Genomic DNA, 17,502 nt, shown 5'->3' with positions numbered 1-17,502 from the left:
TAAACCAGAAAGGGTAGTGGTAGAAAGAGAGTAATTTACCCAAATTGGTTTCCTTATCAATCAGCAGGACTGAGGAACCTGCTGCCTGAACAATGCATTAGTTGATTTACATATGGGAAAGGGTGGGATTGGCTTGCAAGAAAAGATAAGAGTGAACATAAACGGGGTAAGTGCTGAGGCTGAAGGTGGGCAGTCGGTGCTGGACTTTTTGAATACCAGTTCAATAGACATCCCGCAAGTATGTTACCATCCGAGCCTGGGTGCAATTGAGACATGTGATACGTGTATTGTCGAAGTAAACGGTGAATTGGTCCGTTCATGTTCCACACCTATAAATAAGGGTGATGTCATCAATACGGTAGCCCCGGATGTAAAAAAGGCCCAGACAATGGCGATGGACAATATTCTTTCTAATCATGAGTTGTATTGTACGGTTTGTGACTATAACAACGGCGGGTGTGAAATCCATAATACTGTAAAAGAAATGAAAATTAACCATCAGAGTATTCGGTTGGACCAAAAACCGTATGAAGAGGATAATTCCCATCCCTTTTACCGCTATGATCCTGACCAGTGCATTCTGTGCGGACGATGTGTTGAAGCATGCCAGGATGTCCAAGTCACAGAGACGCTGAGAATTGCCTGGGATCGCGACCGCCCTCGCGTCATATGGGATAATGATGTGCCAATTAACGAATCCTCATGCGTTTCCTGCGGCCATTGTTCGACGGTCTGCCCTTGTAATGCAATGATGGAAAAAGGAATGGTTGGCGAGGCGGGGTTCCTGACCGGAATTGCCAAGCAAACGCTCAGGCCGATGATAGAAATAACCAAAGGTGTTGAAACAGGATATGGTTCTATCCTGGCCATTTCCGATATGGAATCGGTAATGCGTGATGAACGTATTAAAAAGACAAAAACTGTCTGTACATATTGCGGAGTTGGCTGCAGCTTTGATGTATGGACGAAGGACCGCAAAATCCTCAAGGTTGAGCCGCAGGTTGAAGCACCGGCAAATGGAATCTCGACGTGTGTGAAAGGGAAATTCGGCTGGGATTTCGTCAATAGCGAGGATCGCCTGACAAAGCCATTAATCCGGGAAGGAGAAACGTTCCGCGAGGCAGAGTGGGACGAGGCTCTTAATTTGATAGCAAAGAAATTCACTGAAATCAGGAATGAATTTGGACCTGATAGTATGGGATTCATTACTTCATCTAAGTGTACGAATGAAGAATCATACGTTATGCAAAAGCTTGCAAGGCAAGTTATTGGTACCAATAACGTTGATAACTGTTCGCGTTATTGCCAAACTCCTGCAACAGCAGGATTATTCAGAACAGTCGGATATGGCGGTGATGCAGGCTCCATTACTGATATAGGCATGTCTGAGCTGGTTCTTATCGTGGGGTCAAATACATCCGAGGCACATCCTGTACTTTCGACAAGAGTAAAGCGTGCCCACAAACTGAAGGGCCAGAAATTGATAGTTGCCGATCTTCGTAAACATGAAATGGCTGACAGGGCAGATCTTTTTTTTAGGCCAAAAGCCGGAACAGACCTTGTATGGCTGTCGGCGGTAACTAAATATATTTTTGATATGGACTGGGCAGACGAGGAGTTTTTGAAAAATCACGTCAATAATGTCCAGGAATTTTACGAAAGCTTAAAGCCTTATACCCTCGGCTATGCTGAAGAAGTAACCGGAGTTCCAAAGGAAACGTTAATTCAAGTTGCTGGAATGTTTGCTGAGGCAAAAACAGCTTGCATCCTCTGGGCTATGGGTGTTACCCAGCATGTTGGCGGAAGTGATACTAGTACTGCCATTTCCAACCTTCTGCTAGTGACAGGCAATTATATGAAACCAGGTGCCGGCGCTTATCCTCTCCGCGGCCATAATAATGTACAGGGCGCAGGCGATATGGGAGCCGCTCCAAACGTTTACCCTGGCTATCAGCAGGTAGACGATCAACATGTCCGTGCAAAGTTTGAAAAAGCCTGGGGAGTTAAACTTAATCCAAACGCAGGTATCAATAACCATGACATGATTGAAGCAATCCACCATGGTGAAGTAAAAGCCATGTACATTAAAGGTGAAGAAATGGGACTGGTAGACTCTAATATCAACCACGTTCATGCAGCTTTTGAAAAGCTCGACTTCTTCGTTGTCCAAGATGTTTTCTTCAGCAGGACAGCCCAATTTGCGGATGTTGTGCTCCCGGCAAGCCCTAGTTTTGAAAAGGAAGGTACATTTACCAATACTGAACGCCGGATACAGCGCCTATACAAAGTACTTGAACCGCTGGGAGAATCCAAGCCTGACTGGGAGATAATACAGCTAGTTGCAAACCGCCTTGGGGCAAACTGGAATTACACTCATCCGTCTGAAATTATGAATGAGATTGCAATGTTAACTCCACTTTACGCTGGAGTTACGTATGAAAGACTTGAAGGATACAAAAGTCTTCAATGGCCCGTTGCTCCGGATGGAACAGATACGCCTCTCCTTTATACAGAATCATTCCCATTCCCTGATGGAAGAGCAAGGCTTTTCCCGGTGAAATGGTCAGTGCCAATTGAATTCGGAGAGGAATATGACATCCATGTCAATAACGGACGCTTGTTGGAGCACTTCCATGAAGGAAACCTCACGTACAGGTCAAAGGGCATTACGTCTAAAACCCCTAGCGTTTTCCTGGAGGTATCTCCAGAGCTTGCCGAGGAAAGAGGCATTCAGGACGGAACATTGGTCAGGCTTACCTCACCATATGGAAATGTCAAAGTCAAATGTGTCATTACCGACAGAGTAAAGGGGAAAGAGGTTTATCTGCCAATGAATGATACGGGCGATGCAGCTATTAACCTTTTGACTAGCAGCCATGCAGACTATGTAACGGATACACCTGCCTATAAAGAAACAATGGCGAAACTTGAAATCCTGCAAACGGGAGGAAGTAATCCGTTGCCGTCTATAAATCATCGAAATGGAAGCCCACAGCCGCAAATCGGAGTTCAAGTCCAGAAAAAATGGGCACGCCCAGATTACGTCTTCCCAGGCGATGCCTTTAGAAAGGGGCAGAGACACCATGGCTAAGCCAATTACGAAAATTGAGCGAATTGAACTTACTGAAGAGCAAAAGCGTCAGCAAGATCTAAGGGAAGTCGAGGATGCTCTATTAACAAATAAGGATGCCATTCTCGAAACCCTTCAGGTACTTGGCCATATGAAGGAGCGAGGTGTCCTTAGCCTCGCCTCCGCCCTCTTTGGACAGGGTGATAAAGTTTTAAATATTTTTGTTAAGTCAGCAGACAAGCCGGAGGCGACGAACACGTTGAAAAACCTCCTGCTGATGGTGGGAGTGCTTGGTACATTAAACGTTAAGCAGCTCGAACCTCTTCTTCTAAAACTGAATTCCGGAATTGCCCGTGTTGCTGCCAATCGGGACAACCAGGAAGAAATCGGCTATTTCGACATTGTCCGGTCACTGAAGGATCCTGAAGTCAACAACGCTGTCTCCCTATTGTTCGAGTTCCTGAAGGGGATGGGTGAAGATACCACAAAGCTTGAACGAAACACTCAGCTTCCGGAGGAACAGGAATTACATTCGATGGCAAACAAAGGCTGATAGATGCAGGCAGCGATATATCTACTAGATTTGCTGCAGAACCAACAGTCCTTATTAAAACTTAAAACAGTTTTTTAAAAAACAAGGGGGAGGCCGTAATGGAACCAGTCGAGGTCAAGCGGGAAATCATCCGGTTCAGTGAAGACGGGCCCATGATCCTTGAGGATACAATTGTTACCGAATACACCGTCACCATTAAGGTCAATGGCCAAGAATTTGTCACGATGGTGTGCAGCCTATTGTGCTTTCTAAATCCGCGCCTACAGAACTTGCACTAAAGCTTGCTGAACAGCTTGGCATTACCACCATCGGATTTATAAGAAATGGCTCCATGAATGTGTATACCCACCCGGAACGTATTATTTCCTAATCAAATCAGCCTCTGTCCGAAAACGGCCAGGGGCAATTTTTTTGAAAAAATTAGCAATAAAAATTTAAAATCCCATCCATAACCCTTCTGGATGGGATTCTAGTCAATTTCGCGATAATGGAGGAGCCTGAAACGGGTGCCATCTTTTACAAGGTTATCTGGAAGAGGTTTCCCGTTATCCTGGACAATCAGGAAGATATCCCCGTCTTTTGGGTGAGAGTGGCTCCGCAGTTTTTTAAAAAGAAGGTCTGAAGCAACTTCTATAGATGAGGCCTCGATTGTTCCAAACAAGCTGATAGAAGAAGTGTGTTTCTGCTTGGCTTTATATATGGAAAATTTCATATAATGTCTCCTTCTTTTTCCCCGTATTCCCGCTTGAAAGTAAGATTAAACCGGAAAAACTCTAGGTCAAAAAATGAGGAAGAGTGTACATGTATGAAGTACAAATACTAAAAAGCAAAAGGGGCAGGATTTCCCTGCCCCGTGCTAAAGCAAGCCTTAACGGCAGCCGCAGCCTTTGCCCATATGCTTGCCGGAATACGCGCCGGCTACACCTGTTCCTGGTCCCATTCCTGGTCCAGGCTGATAAGCACCGGCTACGCCAGTGCCAGGTCCCATCATACCAGGTCCCATCATACCAGGCATCATGCCAGGAGCCATTCCTGGAGCCATTCCAGGTCCGGGAGCATAAGCACCAGCAACGGAAGGACCAGGCGGAAGGCCAGGCTGAGGGCCGATGTCTGACATTGATGTCACGTTCTGGAAGGACTGTGACTGCGGGAAGAAATGTGCATTCTGGATATTTGTATGGTTTACATGTGTCGTATGAGTTGGATGCACATGCGGCTGCAGAACGTTATTGTAAGAATGAGTATAGCAGCACTTTGTAGGATGGACGATTGCAGGCAATACCTGCGTTGGTCTTGGACAAAACATTCTAATTTCCCCTCTCATTAGGTTTTTTGTTACAGTATTAGCGTATGAGAGTAGGTGTGCTATTGTACTAAGGCAAGTACCTAATTTGAAGGAATCCTTTACAACAAAAGTAAATGTAAAGGTTCACATGGCTCCTTTATCTCAAAATCATTAGTCAGTCTGACACAAACTTCGTTTTCAAACCAGTACTTCGATGCGTTACTGGCATTATTCGCTACCTTTCCCCTAACACAAATACCATCAGCAAAAAGCACTGATGGTAGGTTCATTGATCTCCTTCGAGGCCCCCCACAAGGAAGGCTTCGGCAGCATCAACATCGCACGAAGAAAAAGTGATAGCACAAGGAAAGCACCCCCGAAATACATCGCACGAAATTACGCGATAGTGTAATGAGGATTTTCGAGGATTCCATACCGCGCTGATCAAGGCGCTTCCGCTTTTGTTCTGTCTAGCTCCACAAGGAAAGCTTCCCCGAAATTGTATCGCACGAAATGACGCGATAGCGTAATGAGGAGCGCCTAGCGCCTAGTGTACTTCGGTCCCCTCGTTACGATAAGTCAACATCGATTTGCTTGCGCTCATCGTGTTTCCTTTATCTCCTTCGAGGCCCTCCAGTCCGTACGGCGCTGACCAGGCGCTTGCGCTTTTCTTTTAATCTTCATCTTTGATGTCTGGATCTTCTGGAATTGGCTCACTCCGCCATTCCTCTATTAGCTGTTTCACTTGTTCAAGATGGTCCCAATGATTTTTAAATTGGTCGCGATTAATAAGATATTGCTCACCATCAAAGACTGCGCGGATTTTCTTTAGACTGACAAGCGATTTTACCTGTGCTTCTGTCATAGACAAATACTCGGCAGTTTCTTTTATCGTTAAGTACATAGTACTCCCCCTTGTAAAAATATTTCGATATCTGAAGGATTATATTCTTTCTTTTATAACTATTGAGGTAAAATAAGAACCATATAAAATATCAAAAACCTTTCATCATACAATTATACATAATGGGAGGACACCTGGCATGCAAATGGGGCAGGAAAACCAACAAACCGATCATACGAGTTCAGCTAAAATTTGGACAAGGGATTTTATTTTAATTTGTATTGCAAACTTCTTTGTTTTTCTCGGCTTTCAAATGACGCTTCCAACGATTCCGCTATTTGTCGAGCATCTCGGCGGGAACGACCAGATGATTGGCTTTGTTGTTGGTGCGTTCACCTTTTCCGCACTTATTATTCGCCCTTTCGCAGGCCAATTTCTTGAAACAAAGGGAAGGCGGTTCGTCTTTTTAACCGGGCTTTTAATCTTTGTTTTTTCTGTTGGTTCATTTGGCTTTGCGACAGGATTTGTATTCCTGTTTCTGTTACGTTTCATTCAGGGAGCGGGATGGGGCTTTTCAACAACAGCATCCGGGACGATTGCGACCGACCTGATACCGCCTGCCCGCAGAGGTGAAGGAATGGGCTATTACGGGTTATCGGGGAATCTAGCGTTGGCAGCAGGTCCATCCCTTGGGCTTATCCTTGCTGGGTTTATTCCGTTTAAAACCCTATTCCTAATTTGTTCGGGTTTAGGACTGGCCGCGTTGCTGCTCGCTTCAACAATCCGTTACAAACGTGTCGAGAAAAATGCCAGAACGACCGCCCTTAAGTGGGACTTTTATGAAAAAAGCGCTATACAGCCAGCAATCCTGATGTTTTTCATTACCGTGACGTTTGGAGGCATCGCAGCTTTCTTACCGTTGTATACAGCACAGAAGAATATCGGCGGGATTGAATTGTATTTTTTGATTTATGCGCTCGCACTAATGCTGACTCGCGCGTTCGCTGGTCAAATTTATGATAAGAAGGGGCATAGGGCTGTAATTATTCCCGGAACCTTCTTAATCCTTTTAGCCATGGTTCTGCTCGCCTGGCTTCCGAACCAAATTTCCCTTTTTGCGGCTGCCATCCTCTATGGCCTGGGATTCGGCACCATTCAGCCAGGCTTACAAGCATGGGCAATTGAAAAAGCTCCGAAAAACCGCCGGGGAATGGCGAATGCGACGTTCTTCTCGTTCTTTGACCTTGGAATTGGCGTTGGTTCGCTTCTATTCGGACAAATCGGCCATAGCTTTGGCTACTCAAGCATTTATTGGACTTCTGCAGGCTCAGTCCTTTGTTGCATGCTTTTTTACTTTTTCTTATTGTCTAAAGAGGCTGGGAAGGATCCTGCAGTTTAATGAATTTTATTAATAGCAAATTCAGCTTGGAGAATTGGAAAGGCATGAAACGACACTTCAGAATTTTAAAAACCATCTTATTTACATTGATGCTCGCTTTGCTTGGCGGGATTGTTTTTAGTAGCGGCGGCCTGCCTGTACCGTGGCTGCTCGGCCCTATGGCTGCCACGCTTACAGGCTCCATGCTTGGACTCCACCTTTACTGGCCATCTAAGCTTAGGGACACAGCGCTGATTATCCTTGGCTACACCCTAGGTCTTTCGTTTACGGGTGAAGCAGTTGGACAAATTTCAAGCCATTTCCTCTCCATCATGTTGATGACAATCCTGTTGATTGGCTATTGTTCTTTGATGGCTGTCATTGTATCGAAACTCTCCGGCGTTGATTATCAGACGGTACTGCTAGGCAGCATCCCGGGTGGGCTCTCCCAGATGATTACACTGTCGGAGGAAATCAAAGAAACCGACAGCTCGGTCGTTACGATTTTCCAGGTGACCCGGCTTCTGTTAATTATTTTCATTGTTCCGTTCATTGCCGTAAAATCAGCTCCAAGTTTCAATGGAGGGCCAAACATATCCGAAAGTTTGGCGGCAGACATGTTTCCGTGGATTTTCGTATTCGGGCCACTTGCTGTTTTATTTGCTTTTCTTGGTAAAAAAGTAAAACTGCCTACTGCATTCTTGACTGGTCCTCTTTTGATTACCGCTGCACTTACAGCAACGGGAATTGAAGGCCCAGCTTTACCTGGTTTTGTGCTTGATTTGTCTCAATTTTTAATTGGTGCCCATCTTGGGCTCATGTTTAAAAAAGAAAGCTTTGCGGCTCAAGGGGTACGGTTAGCATGGGCTTTGGTCTCGGGAGTATTGCTGCTTGCGGGGGCAACAGCATTGGCATTTCTGTTAAAGGCAGCCTATCGTATGGACTTCATCACTAGCTACCTTAGTATGGCTCCAGGCGGAATGGATCAAATGAGCATCATCGGCCATGAAACTGGCGCCGATTTATCAATCATTGCAGGCTACCAGTTATTCCGGCTTTTCTTTATCTTCTTTGCATTACCCTATTTGATAAAAGGATTATTCTCTTTTTTAGGCAAAAAAAAACTTAGTTAGCTTTAAAAAATCAATAATTTCTCTAATTGTCGAATTTTCGCTATACAAAATATTGTGAATATCGTTATACTTAAGAAGACAATAAAAATATCTTTTATAACAGGTGCTGAAATTGTTGAAATATCAGCTTAAAAGGGAAGTTGGTTAAATTCCGACGCGGTCCCGCCACTGTAAATGCGAGCAACCTACACTTTGCCACTGCCAGCAATTGGCGGGAAGGCATAGGAAGCGATGACCATGAGCCAGGAGACCTGCCTGTATAATGCACCGAAGCCTACGCGGATGGGAGGGTGTTAAGACAGGCTTTTTCCAATACCTGCTTAACGTTAGACCACCTCCTTAAACAGGGGGATTTTTTTTATGGTTAAAATTTAGGAATGGGGAGAAGAAAGATGGCAGTAAATCGGTATCCAAAATTATTTGTTGTTTTAATGCTTGTGTTTTCGCTATTTGCCGGTGTATTTCCTCAACATGCTAACGCAGCAGCTTCAACAGTTACCGTTAAGGTCATTGGTGAACAGGATGCGGTTTTAGCTTCTGGAGAGGCGGTACTGGAGGAAGGTGAAACGGCCTACGACGCCCTGATAAAAACAGTTGGCGCGGACCAGGTTGGAGTCATAGAGTATTCTTTTGGCAAAATGATCAATTCCATAAAAGGACTAGAAGCAAAAGATAATTATTACTGGGGATTTTATACAAATGGAATTTCATCCTGGACAGGTGCTGATACTTTCAAACCTCAGTCAGGGGACACACTGACATTCCTTTATGACAATGGTGCTGCAGCTGAAAAGGTCAACCTTGAAATTATCGGTAACGACAAATCGACAACTAAATTGTACGAGGGAATTTCATACATAAATGAGCCAAATGCCTTCCAACTGCTCATAGCCATGGCAGGAGCCGAGAATGTCACGTATGACCAGTACAGTTTTGGAAAAATGATTTCTTCTATTTTCGGTCTAAAATCTGATGATACTAGCTTTTGGAGCTTTTATGTAAATGATGAAATGCAGATGATCGGTGCGGAGGACTATCCATTACAGGATGGAAAAACAATTCAGTTTAAATATGAAACCTTCACACCTCCCGTCGAAGAGCCAGGTGACACCGAGCCTGGTGAGGAAAATCCAGCTCCCGGAGAGGAAAATCCAGCACCTGGGGCAGAACCATATCCGGCAGCAAACCTTTCAAAAGCTGTGAATAATACTTTTTCCTATATTCAATCAAACAATCAAATCGGTGAGTGGGAAGCAATTGCTTTGAAGCAGGCAGGCAAGCCGATTCCTTCCGGATACCTCGATGGTGTAGCTAAGCGTGTGATTGAGAGAGAAGGAAAGTTCCGTACGATTACTGAATATGAACGTTATACACTTGGCATTCTGGCAGCCGGAGGGAATCCAGCAGACTTTGCCGGCTACAACCTAGTAGAAGGAATCTACAATGGTGATTTTTCCAAACAGGGACTAAACGGGGCAGCCTATGCGTTGATTGCACTGGATAGTGCAAACTTTGATATTCCAGATAATGCGAAATGGAATCAGGAGAAACTAGTAACCTATCTGCTTGCAAACCAAGGAAATGATGGCGGTTGGGGCTTTGATAAGGAAGCTGGCAGCGATCCCGATACAACATCAATGGTATTAACAGCACTTGCTCCATATAAAAATGACGATCAGGTCAAGACAGCCATTGACAATGGATTACAGTATCTCAAAGGTCTGTTCGCGGCATCCAAGGTGGATAACAGCCCGGCTGCAGCACAGGCTGTAATCGCTCTGTCAGCGCTGGGAATCGACGCAAATAGCGATACCATAACTGTTGATGGTAAAACTCTTTTAGCTTATCTATCAGCCTTCCAAACAAATGACGGCGGTTTTGCCTGGAAATCAGGCGATAAGTCTGATGTGGTATCTACAACACAGGGACTTCAAGGCTTGGTTGCATACCAGCTTTACAAGGATGGAAAAGGATCATTATATACTCTGCAATTATCCGAGACGCCAGTAGAGCCGAACCTGCCTGAAGACGAAGAACAGGAATCTGAAGTGCCAGCAACGCCAGGAACACCAGCTCAACCAGCTCAACCAGCAGCACCAGCAGCGCCAAATTCTGAAGCTCCGAGGACAGAATCACCGGAAAACGGTACAGTTGCTGAAAGTCAGGGGCATAGACTGCCGGACACTGCAACCGACAGTTATTCTCTGTTAGCACTCGGTGCAATTCTGCTTATTGCTGGAAACACCCTGTATTCAATCAGAAGGCGTAAACAAGCTTAAGATAAGGAGGTTCTAGCAATGGGAAACTGTATAAAAAAGAGATGGCTGCTTATTTTTTCATTGCTTGCAGCCCTTGCACTAGCCGGTTGTGGAACGGCCGCTGAATCATCACAGCAACACTCTGACAATGAAAAAGCAGATATTGCCCTTACGGAAGATGCCGCCAGTAAGCAGGCTATTATGCAAGAGGAAAAGTCTCTTGATGAATCTGCAGAAGCGATTGAGGATCCCAACACTTCTGTTTCAAATGGCAAAGACGAAGAAAAATCAATTTCCAAGGAAACAGCAACGTCATCAGAAAAATCGGCCAAGCCTTTTAGTGGAACGAATGATTCCTCCTCTGATTCCGGAAATAAGGCCAGCACCGAATCTCAACCAAAACCGAAAGCCACAACAGAGACAGCATCCGCTTCGAAAGGAACCGGTACTGCAAGCTCTAAGGAGAGCACTCAACCAGCCTCCAAACCTGCACCAAAGAAAACCGCTCCAACCAAGACAAAACCCGAGACGGTTCCTGTTGAAACCGCAACAATCTCAATCAAAGGGCCTGATGATGTCGGCATGATTATGGGTGCCAAAAAGGTTGAGATTAAAGAGGGTGACAGGATTATTGATATTCTGCTCCGTACAGCTAAAGAAGAAGATATCTTTGTTGATTATTCTGGCAGCGGGGCAACCGCATACGTCGCTGGAATCGACAATGTTTACGAGTTTGATTACGGCCAAAGAAGCGGATGGATTTGCAAAAAGAACGGAGTAACCCTTGAAAAAGGAGCCGGCTCAACTAAGGTTTCTAAAGGTGACAGGATTGAGTGGATTTATACTGAAGACTTCCTGAAAAAAGAATGAATAGGCTCCATCCATTAACGGCATTTGTTTACTATGCCGGAGCACTTGCCTTGCTCATACTATTCCAGCATCCGGCCTTTCTCCTGGCCGGATTTGTTGGTGTTTTGACTTTGAATTATGTCCAGGATTGCTTCAGAGGGCTGCGGCGCTGGCTTGTATTTCTATTAACGTCAGGACTGCTCATCCTTTTCATTAATCCTTTATTCAATGAACGCGGCCGCCACGTCCTGTTTGAAATTGGCACTCATCGAATCACCCTGGAAGCCGCCACGCTCGGAGCGATGTCGGCCCTGTCGATTATGGGGATTATCGCCATATTCGTCTCGTATAACGAAATCATGACACCAAACAAGCTGCTATTTTTGTTCGCCCGGGTGGCACCGCAGTTTGCGGTATTACTCATGTTGACACTCCGGTTCATCCCGCTGATGCGGCGGCGCCTTGAAGAAATCTCTTCCGTCCAGGCAAGCAAGGGGATTTCATTAAAGTCCGGAACCATATGGGAACGGGCAAAAAATGGGATGAGCTTCATCCAGACCTTGCTTGTTTTTGCACTAGAGGAAGCGATTCAAACGGCTGACTCAATGAAGGCTCGAGCCTATGGGACAGGCAGGCGTTCTGCTTACCACCATTTCCGTTTTAAATCTCTCGACCGAGTGACGCTGCTGCTCTTTGTTGTGCTCCTGGGGATCGCATTTTATGGCAGGATGAACGGCTGGGGACTTCTGGCCGTCTACCCGGTTATGGAACCATTTGGCCTTTCCATTCAAGACAGAATTACCTTTACAGCCTTCCTGCTGTTTATCGGATATCCAATCATCATCGAACTGAAGGGGGCATTTGGATGGCGTACATCGAATTGAACAACGTAAGCTTTACCTATCCTGAAGCCCTTGTCCCTGCACTTGACTCGATAAACCTGTCAGTTCAGAAGGGAGAATTTGTTGTCCTCTTTGGCCCTTCAGGTTCTGGAAAAAGCACCTTGCTTCGCTTATTGAAGGAAGAAATCCGCCCGTATGGAGAGCTTCGAGGCTCTATTTTGCTAAAAGGGGCCGATTCGAGCAGTATCGGCTTCGTCTTTCAAGATCCCGAAAACCAGGTAGTTGCCGATGATCCTCTTCATGAAATGGTATTCGGGCTTGAAAACCAGGGTCTTCCGTCGAATGAAATGAGGAACCGTGTTGCGGAAATCGTTTCATTCTTTGGCGCGGAGCCGATTTTGCATAAAAAAATGCACGAGCTATCGGGCGGGAAAAAGCAGCAAATGAATCTTGCCTCCGTCTTGTTAATGCAGCCGGACATTTTAGTCCTTGACGAACCAACCTCCCAGCTTGATCCTGTCAGTACCCGTGAACTGCTCGACATGCTGAAGAGGCTAAATGAAGAATTCGGGATGACCATCATCCTTGCCGAGCACCGTCTTGATGATTGCATCATTCTTGCAGACAGGATGGCCATGATGGACAAGGGAAGGATCGTCTATGACAGCGACCCAAGGTCAGTGATGGAGCAGCTTTGGAAAGAAGGGGAAAGGGCGTTCGTTCCTGGCATCCCATCCTTTTTCCTTGAGGCCCTCAGCTTAACAGAGTCTGAAACAGTAAAGCGAAGTGACATAAAGACACTGCCGCTTTCGGTCAAGGAAGGCAGAACACTCCTGCATCTAATTCCCGAGAGAAAGCTTGATGGAAAAAAGGAAAGCAGCATTGGGACAGAGCAAACTATAGAAAAGCCTGTACTCAAGGCGAAAAATCTTGGTTTCAGGTATGAAAAAAACAACAGCCCCGTCCTTGATGAACTGAATTTCGACTTAAAGATAGGTGAAATATATGCTCTTCTTGGCGGTAATGGCTCTGGCAAATCAACGCTGCTAAAGTTGTTGAGTAATGTCATGAAGCCTGAAACAGGAAAGCTAACACTCGAGGGTATTCCTTTTAAAAAGCTAAAGGAGATTGATTTAGCCCGCAGAATTGGCTATTTGCCACAAAATCCTAAATTGTTTTTTCTTCATGATACGGTCGGCAGTGAAATTTCGGCAGTTTGCAACCAATGGGGAACACCTGCCCAGGAGGCAGACATTTTGATTGAGCAATTCTCACTTAGCAACTTGCTTCAATCGCATCCGTATGACCTTAGCGGCGGCGAACTCCAAAAAGCTGCATTTGTTTGTTTGCTCCTAAGGAAACCAGAAGTGCTATTGCTGGATGAACCTACGAAAGGGCTTGACCCGGTTTCAAAGGCAGCCCTAGCACAGGTATTGCAAAAACAGAAAGAGAACGGGAAGGCAATTGTAATTTCGACTCACGATATTGAGTTCGCTGCCAATCATGCAACCCGATGCGGTATGCTGTTCCAGGGTGAAATTACATCCGAGGCTACTCCAGAAGAATTCTTTAGCGGAAACTTTTTTTATAGCACTATGATTCAGCGGTTGTTCCGAAATTAAACTGTTTGTTATTAAAGAGAGGGATGGTGTGATGAAGGGCAAACAATTACTTATTTCTATTCTGCTTATTTCTTTCATTATCATATTGCTTGTCTATTCATCTATCCATCCGGAGAGCTTTATGTGGTCCAGCACAGCCATCGCAGGACTATCATTCGCTTTTCTCCTGTTCCGTTTTGAAAATAGACAGGTTGAACCAAGGGAGCTTGTCCTTATTGCTGTACTCGCTTCAATCGCTGCTGTTGGCCGGATACCATTTGCCAGTATTCCGGGTGTCCAGCCGACAACTTTTGTTATTATGATGTCTGGGCTCGTATTTGGCGCTGAAAGTGGCTTTCTGATTGGTGCAGTTGCAGCACTCGCATCCAATATGATTCTTGGGCAGGGACCATGGACGCCTTGGCAAATGGCCGCCTGGGGACTTGTCGGTTTAACGGCTGGGCTGCTTCGCCGGACGAGCTTTATGAGTTCGCTGACGGGAAAGCTTGTTTTCGGTTTTGTTTGGGGCTTTCTATTTGGCTGGATTATGAATCTGTGGGGGTATCTCGGATTTGTTCAAACTGGGGGGGAGATTTCGGTTTCTTCCTTGCTTGCCTATTTTGCAGCCAGCTCGCTTTTTGACTTTATGCATGCCGCTTCAAACGTCTTTTTCCTGCTTCTATTTGCGAATGGCTGGGTGAAGAGCCTTGGGCGATTTAAGCGAAAATATGGATTATTGGAATGAGTTTATACTATATATCAGATTTGGTTAGGGAACAGTTCAGCACTGTTCCCTTTTTAATACAGAAAAATCTGATGTATAACACTGGCGGAGTAGTTAAAATGATAAAAATTGTTCACAGTGTATACCGTTATAGAAGGAAGAAGGGTGGTATCATCAGATGTGAAATGATTCACAAAAGAAGGAGTAGGTCCTTATGTCATCCGCGTATTATAAACCTGACGAAATACTGGATATAACAATAGAAAACGGAGTAAAAAAAACAAAATACTCTTCTAAAACCTCAGCCATCCTTGGTTTCCAGGCTGGAGCGTTCATTGCATTAGGGTATTTGCTTTATATCAGGATTACCGCTCCGCTTACAGGTGACATAGCCGGCCTCGGAACTTTCCTAGGGGCAAGCGTCTTTCCGATTGGTCTTATTTTAACCTTGCTTGCCGGCGGGGAGCTCCTTACAGGCAATATGATGGCAGTGCCATTGGCTGGTTTTGCTAAAAAGATTAGAATTCGGAGCATTCTGCAAAACTGGGCGATTATTAGCTTCTTCAATTTCATTGGCGCCATTTTTGTTGCCTATATGTTTGGTCATCTGGCTGGATTGACTTCCGAAGGAGTTTTCCTCGAAAAAACTGTAAGCATAGCAGAGCATAAACTCGAAGCAAACTTCCTGGAAGCATTTGTATCTGGTATCGGATGCAACTGGCTAGTAGCAGCCGCAGTGTGGCTTTGCTATGGGGCCAAAGATGTTATTGGCAAAATAGCAGGCATCTGGTTCCCGACCATGACATTCGTTGCAATAGGATTTCAGCACGTGGTTGCAAACATGTTTGTCATCCCGGCTGCTATATTTGAAGGGCATTTCACCTGGACTCAATACATAACTAACTTTGTGCCTGTTTTTTTGGGAAATGCAACAGGAGGGGTTGTATTTATTGGACTTGCCTACTGGCTGGCATACAAAAAGCAAAGTACACAGAAAATAGAAAAAGGGAAGGCTGCACTCGTCATGCTTAAAGGCAGTAAAGGATAATTAGAGAGAACAAAAGCGCAAGCGCCTTCGTGACAGGCAAAAAGCGCCTATCCCTGCGATGATTACTCTCAGAAGCTTTCCTTAGTGGTCATCGCCGTACAAAATGGAGGGACTTCGACTGAGATAAAGGAATCACGAAGAGCAATAGCCCATTGACTTATCGTAGGGAGGAGGCCTGAAGTTTGCGCACGCGTAGGCTCTCCTCATAACGCTAATTGCGTAATTTCGTGCGATGCAATTTCGGGGAAGCCTTCCTTGTGGAGCTAGACGTAGACAAACTTGATAAGAAAGTTAACCACAGTCGCGAAATTTATAATTTCTTTAACAATTAAAGAAGCCGCCAGCGAAATGCTGGCGGTTTTGGTTTGGTTTACTTCTGAATCTCTCCATCTATTTCTCGCTTTACCTTAATAGTGTGAAAATTTCAATTTATTTTCCAATTTATGAATCATTTTTGATTTTGAATCGTCTAATAAATAGGGATTCTACGGAAGGAGTTAGAACATGCTAACTGCTGCGCGTAATTTAGTGTTTGAAAAAATACATAATTTAAGGGATATCGGCGGATTGCCCACGAGGGACGGGCGAAGGATGAAGGCAGGGATTTTGTATAGATCCGATGAGTTGTCGGCTATTAGCAAGAATGACCTGACCGTTCTGGAAGAACTCGATTTGAAAATGGTTTGCGATTTAAGAACAGTGAATGAGCGGAAATCTAGGCCAGACCGAATCCCGCCACATTGGGAAATAAAAGAGATTCATGTTCCCATTCATCACGGGAGCCAGGACATGAGCACGTTCGATCTTTTTAGAACCCTTAATGGCAACACTGACAGCTTGGATTTCGCAAAAATCATTCATGACTTCTACCGTTGTCTTGTTGAGGAGCGGAAGGAACAAGTCAGGCAAATATTCGAGCTGGTCGATGAAGAGGATAACATACCTGCACTCATTCATTGCACAGGCGGCAAGGATCGGACCGGTTATATCGCTGCTTTGTTCCAGCTTTTGGCGGGGGTTGAATATGAGACAGTTGTAAGCCAGTACCTGCTCTCAAATGAACGAATTGCTGGAAAGATGAAGAAGACCGAAAGATATTTGAGGCTGCTGAGCCTTTACCGGATACCTTCCGAAAAATTCAAGCCAATGTTGGCTGTTGACCGAAAGCATCTTGATTTCGTTATTGGCCAGATTCGGAAAGATTACGGCACGATCGAAACATACTTGAATAAGGGATGTGGACTGAAACTGTCGAAAATCAAAAAAATAAAGATGATGCTAGTGGAATAAGTGGGAACTCGAGCATCGAATAAAAGGAATCTGCCGTTTTGGCCGATTCCTTTTATTGTTAGCAATTTACGATTTAGATTATTTTTCTAAATCGAGATGGGTACATTTTCTTATTTATGGGTATTAGAAATTGATAGAACAATAAGGAGGCTGAGAAGAGGATGAGTGATTTATTCAGCAGGGGTATTCTGCTTGGATTAGGAGCTGCGGTAGCTGGAAAGGAAAAGCTTGAAGATACAATCTTGAAAATGGTGAATCAGGGAATGGTGTCAAAAAATGAAGCGGACACACTATTTAACGATTTAGTTAAAAAAGGTGCCGAAAAAAGCGAAAGCTGGAACAATGACATCAGAACCTCCGTTACGGATCAGCTTAAGGAACTAGGCTTTGTCACCAAGGACCAGGTTGATACACTTCAGGCGCAGATTGTTCTTTTGCAACAGGAAATTGCTGTTCTCCGGAACAAAACAAATACAGATTCTAAATCAGGAACAGAATCAGTGTCAGCGGACGGGACGATAATTACCGATATCAATAAGGAAGCTGGATTTTCCGGGAATTTGACTGATTCCAATGGTACAAGCATCCCTCCGAAAACTGATATTGTTACAGATTAATAGTTGGTGA

Annotated in this window: 16 protein-coding genes, 1 pseudogene and 1 riboswitch; of the genes and pseudogenes, 14 read left to right on the top strand and 3 right to left on the bottom strand. The window is 44.8% G+C overall.

What is annotated here, in order from left to right; genetic code table 11:
* The first annotated feature begins 133 nt into the window (after window positions 1-133).
* From fdhF to TY16_RS25690, 4 genes and pseudogenes are all read left to right on the top strand, one after another.
* Complete coding sequence (gene fdhF / locus TY16_RS12470) at window positions 134-3,091, top strand: formate dehydrogenase subunit alpha (RefSeq protein ID WP_155922236.1); 2,958 nt, start codon at window positions 134-136, stop codon at window positions 3,089-3,091.
* On the top strand, window positions 3,084-3,623 hold the full coding sequence (locus TY16_RS12465; protein WP_043932246.1) for a DUF1641 domain-containing protein: 540 nt from the start codon (window positions 3,084-3,086) through the stop codon (window positions 3,621-3,623). Before fdhF ends, TY16_RS12465 begins: the two co-directional genes overlap by 8 nt.
* A 98-nt stretch (window positions 3,624-3,721) precedes the next feature.
* Window positions 3,722-3,901 (top strand): hypothetical protein, encoded by a 180-nt coding sequence (locus tag TY16_RS26225; RefSeq protein ID WP_043932245.1) that lies wholly within the window; start codon window positions 3,722-3,724, stop codon window positions 3,899-3,901.
* Window positions 3,862-3,993 (top strand): annotated as a pseudogene (locus tag TY16_RS25690) (formate dehydrogenase accessory sulfurtransferase FdhD); the annotation flags it as partial. The gene TY16_RS26225 and the pseudogene TY16_RS25690, both read left to right, overlap by 40 nt.
* Before the next feature lie 99 nt (window positions 3,994-4,092).
* Here the strand turns inward: TY16_RS25690 and TY16_RS12455 are convergent.
* The 3 genes from TY16_RS12455 to TY16_RS12445 all read right to left on the bottom strand — a co-directional run bounded on the left by TY16_RS12455 (window position 4,093) and on the right by TY16_RS12445 (window position 5,812).
* Window positions 4,093-4,335, bottom strand: coding sequence for a hypothetical protein (locus TY16_RS12455; protein WP_043932244.1), 243 nt, complete (start codon window positions 4,333-4,335; stop codon window positions 4,093-4,095).
* A gap of 156 nt (window positions 4,336-4,491) precedes the next feature.
* The gene (locus tag TY16_RS12450) at window positions 4,492-4,929 is read right to left on the bottom strand and encodes a spore coat protein (protein ID WP_043932243.1); all 438 of its coding nucleotides are present in this window, start codon (window positions 4,927-4,929) and stop codon (window positions 4,492-4,494) included.
* Between the two features lie 652 nt (window positions 4,930-5,581).
* The gene (locus TY16_RS12445) at window positions 5,582-5,812 is read right to left on the bottom strand and encodes an excisionase family DNA-binding protein (protein ID WP_043932242.1); all 231 of its coding nucleotides are present in this window, start codon (window positions 5,810-5,812) and stop codon (window positions 5,582-5,584) included.
* A 145-nt stretch (window positions 5,813-5,957) separates the two neighbouring features.
* Between TY16_RS12445 and TY16_RS12440 the strand changes: the two genes are divergently transcribed.
* The 10 genes from TY16_RS12440 to TY16_RS25215 all read left to right on the top strand — a co-directional run bounded on the left by TY16_RS12440 (window position 5,958) and on the right by TY16_RS25215 (window position 17,492).
* The gene (locus TY16_RS12440; protein WP_043934692.1) at window positions 5,958-7,151 is read left to right on the top strand and encodes an MFS transporter; all 1,194 of its coding nucleotides are present in this window, start codon (window positions 5,958-5,960) and stop codon (window positions 7,149-7,151) included.
* Window positions 7,152-7,195: 44 nt separating this feature from the next.
* The gene (locus TY16_RS12435) at window positions 7,196-8,263 is read left to right on the top strand and encodes an AbrB family transcriptional regulator (RefSeq protein ID WP_197028389.1); all 1,068 of its coding nucleotides are present in this window, start codon (window positions 7,196-7,198) and stop codon (window positions 8,261-8,263) included.
* Between the two features lie 84 nt (window positions 8,264-8,347).
* A riboswitch (cobalamin riboswitch) is annotated at window positions 8,348-8,536 on the top strand.
* A gap of 119 nt (window positions 8,537-8,655) precedes the next feature.
* Window positions 8,656-10,542: a DUF4430 domain-containing protein gene (locus TY16_RS25225; protein ID WP_052342705.1), complete on the top strand. Its 1,887-nt coding sequence runs from the start codon at window positions 8,656-8,658 to the stop codon at window positions 10,540-10,542.
* Between the two features lie 18 nt (window positions 10,543-10,560).
* A complete protein-coding gene (locus TY16_RS25220) occupies window positions 10,561-11,391 on the top strand; it encodes a DUF4430 domain-containing protein (protein ID WP_052342704.1) in 831 nt (276 codons plus the stop codon).
* Window positions 11,388-12,254: an energy-coupling factor transporter transmembrane component T gene (locus tag TY16_RS12420; protein ID WP_043932241.1), complete on the top strand. Its 867-nt coding sequence runs from the start codon at window positions 11,388-11,390 to the stop codon at window positions 12,252-12,254. Before TY16_RS25220 ends, TY16_RS12420 begins: the two co-directional genes overlap by 4 nt.
* Window positions 12,236-13,834 carry an ABC transporter ATP-binding protein gene (locus tag TY16_RS12415; RefSeq protein ID WP_043932240.1) on the top strand — a complete coding sequence of 533 codons (1,599 nt, stop codon included), beginning with the start codon at window positions 12,236-12,238 and terminating at the stop codon, window positions 13,832-13,834. Before TY16_RS12420 ends, TY16_RS12415 begins: the two co-directional genes overlap by 19 nt.
* 31 nt (window positions 13,835-13,865) lie before the next feature.
* Complete coding sequence (locus TY16_RS12410; RefSeq protein WP_043932239.1) at window positions 13,866-14,558, top strand: ECF transporter S component; 693 nt, start codon at window positions 13,866-13,868, stop codon at window positions 14,556-14,558.
* A gap of 193 nt (window positions 14,559-14,751) precedes the next feature.
* Window positions 14,752-15,585: a formate/nitrite transporter family protein gene (locus tag TY16_RS12405; RefSeq protein ID WP_043932238.1), complete on the top strand. Its 834-nt coding sequence runs from the start codon at window positions 14,752-14,754 to the stop codon at window positions 15,583-15,585.
* A 504-nt stretch (window positions 15,586-16,089) separates the two neighbouring features.
* Window positions 16,090-16,875 carry a tyrosine-protein phosphatase gene (locus tag TY16_RS12400; RefSeq protein ID WP_043932237.1) on the top strand — a complete coding sequence of 262 codons (786 nt, stop codon included), beginning with the start codon at window positions 16,090-16,092 and terminating at the stop codon, window positions 16,873-16,875.
* Window positions 16,876-17,036: 161 nt separating this feature from the next.
* On the top strand, window positions 17,037-17,492 hold the full coding sequence (locus tag TY16_RS25215) for a phasin family protein (protein ID WP_052342703.1): 456 nt from the start codon (window positions 17,037-17,039) through the stop codon (window positions 17,490-17,492).
* Window positions 17,493-17,502: the final 10 nt, after the last annotated feature.

The organism is Bacillus sp. EB01, assembly GCF_000613125.1.
Lineage (GTDB): Bacteria > Bacillota > Bacilli > Bacillales > Cytobacillaceae > Bacillus_D.
This window is presented reverse-complemented; position numbering and strand designations above follow the sequence as displayed.

What these genes read in the sequence shown, in the direction of transcription:
- TY16_RS12465 (WP_043932246.1), top strand. Translation starts at nt 3,084, where the DNA reads ATGGCTAAGCCAATTACGAAAATTGAGCGAATTGAACTTACTGAAGAG.
- TY16_RS26225 (WP_043932245.1), top strand. Translation starts at nt 3,722, where the DNA reads ATGGAACCAGTCGAGGTCAAGCGGGAAATCATCCGGTTCAGTGAAGAC.
- TY16_RS12455 (WP_043932244.1), bottom strand. Translation starts at nt 4,335, where the DNA reads ATGAAATTTTCCATATATAAAGCCAAGCAGAAACACACTTCTTCTATC.
- TY16_RS12450 (WP_043932243.1), bottom strand. Translation starts at nt 4,929, where the DNA reads ATGTTTTGTCCAAGACCAACGCAGGTATTGCCTGCAATCGTCCATCCT.
- TY16_RS12445 (WP_043932242.1), bottom strand. Translation starts at nt 5,812, where the DNA reads ATGTACTTAACGATAAAAGAAACTGCCGAGTATTTGTCTATGACAGAA.
- TY16_RS12440 (WP_043934692.1), top strand. Translation starts at nt 5,958, where the DNA reads ATGGGGCAGGAAAACCAACAAACCGATCATACGAGTTCAGCTAAAATT.
- TY16_RS12435 (WP_197028389.1), top strand. Translation starts at nt 7,196, where the DNA reads ATGAAACGACACTTCAGAATTTTAAAAACCATCTTATTTACATTGATG.
- TY16_RS25225 (WP_052342705.1), top strand. Translation starts at nt 8,656, where the DNA reads ATGGCAGTAAATCGGTATCCAAAATTATTTGTTGTTTTAATGCTTGTG.
- TY16_RS25220 (WP_052342704.1), top strand. Translation starts at nt 10,561, where the DNA reads ATGGGAAACTGTATAAAAAAGAGATGGCTGCTTATTTTTTCATTGCTT.
- TY16_RS12420 (WP_043932241.1), top strand. Translation starts at nt 11,388, where the DNA reads ATGAATAGGCTCCATCCATTAACGGCATTTGTTTACTATGCCGGAGCA.
- TY16_RS12415 (WP_043932240.1), top strand. Translation starts at nt 12,236, where the DNA reads ATGGCGTACATCGAATTGAACAACGTAAGCTTTACCTATCCTGAAGCC.
- TY16_RS12410 (WP_043932239.1), top strand. Translation starts at nt 13,866, where the DNA reads ATGAAGGGCAAACAATTACTTATTTCTATTCTGCTTATTTCTTTCATT.
- TY16_RS12405 (WP_043932238.1), top strand. Translation starts at nt 14,752, where the DNA reads ATGTCATCCGCGTATTATAAACCTGACGAAATACTGGATATAACAATA.
- TY16_RS12400 (WP_043932237.1), top strand. Translation starts at nt 16,090, where the DNA reads ATGCTAACTGCTGCGCGTAATTTAGTGTTTGAAAAAATACATAATTTA.
- TY16_RS25215 (WP_052342703.1), top strand. Translation starts at nt 17,037, where the DNA reads ATGAGTGATTTATTCAGCAGGGGTATTCTGCTTGGATTAGGAGCTGCG.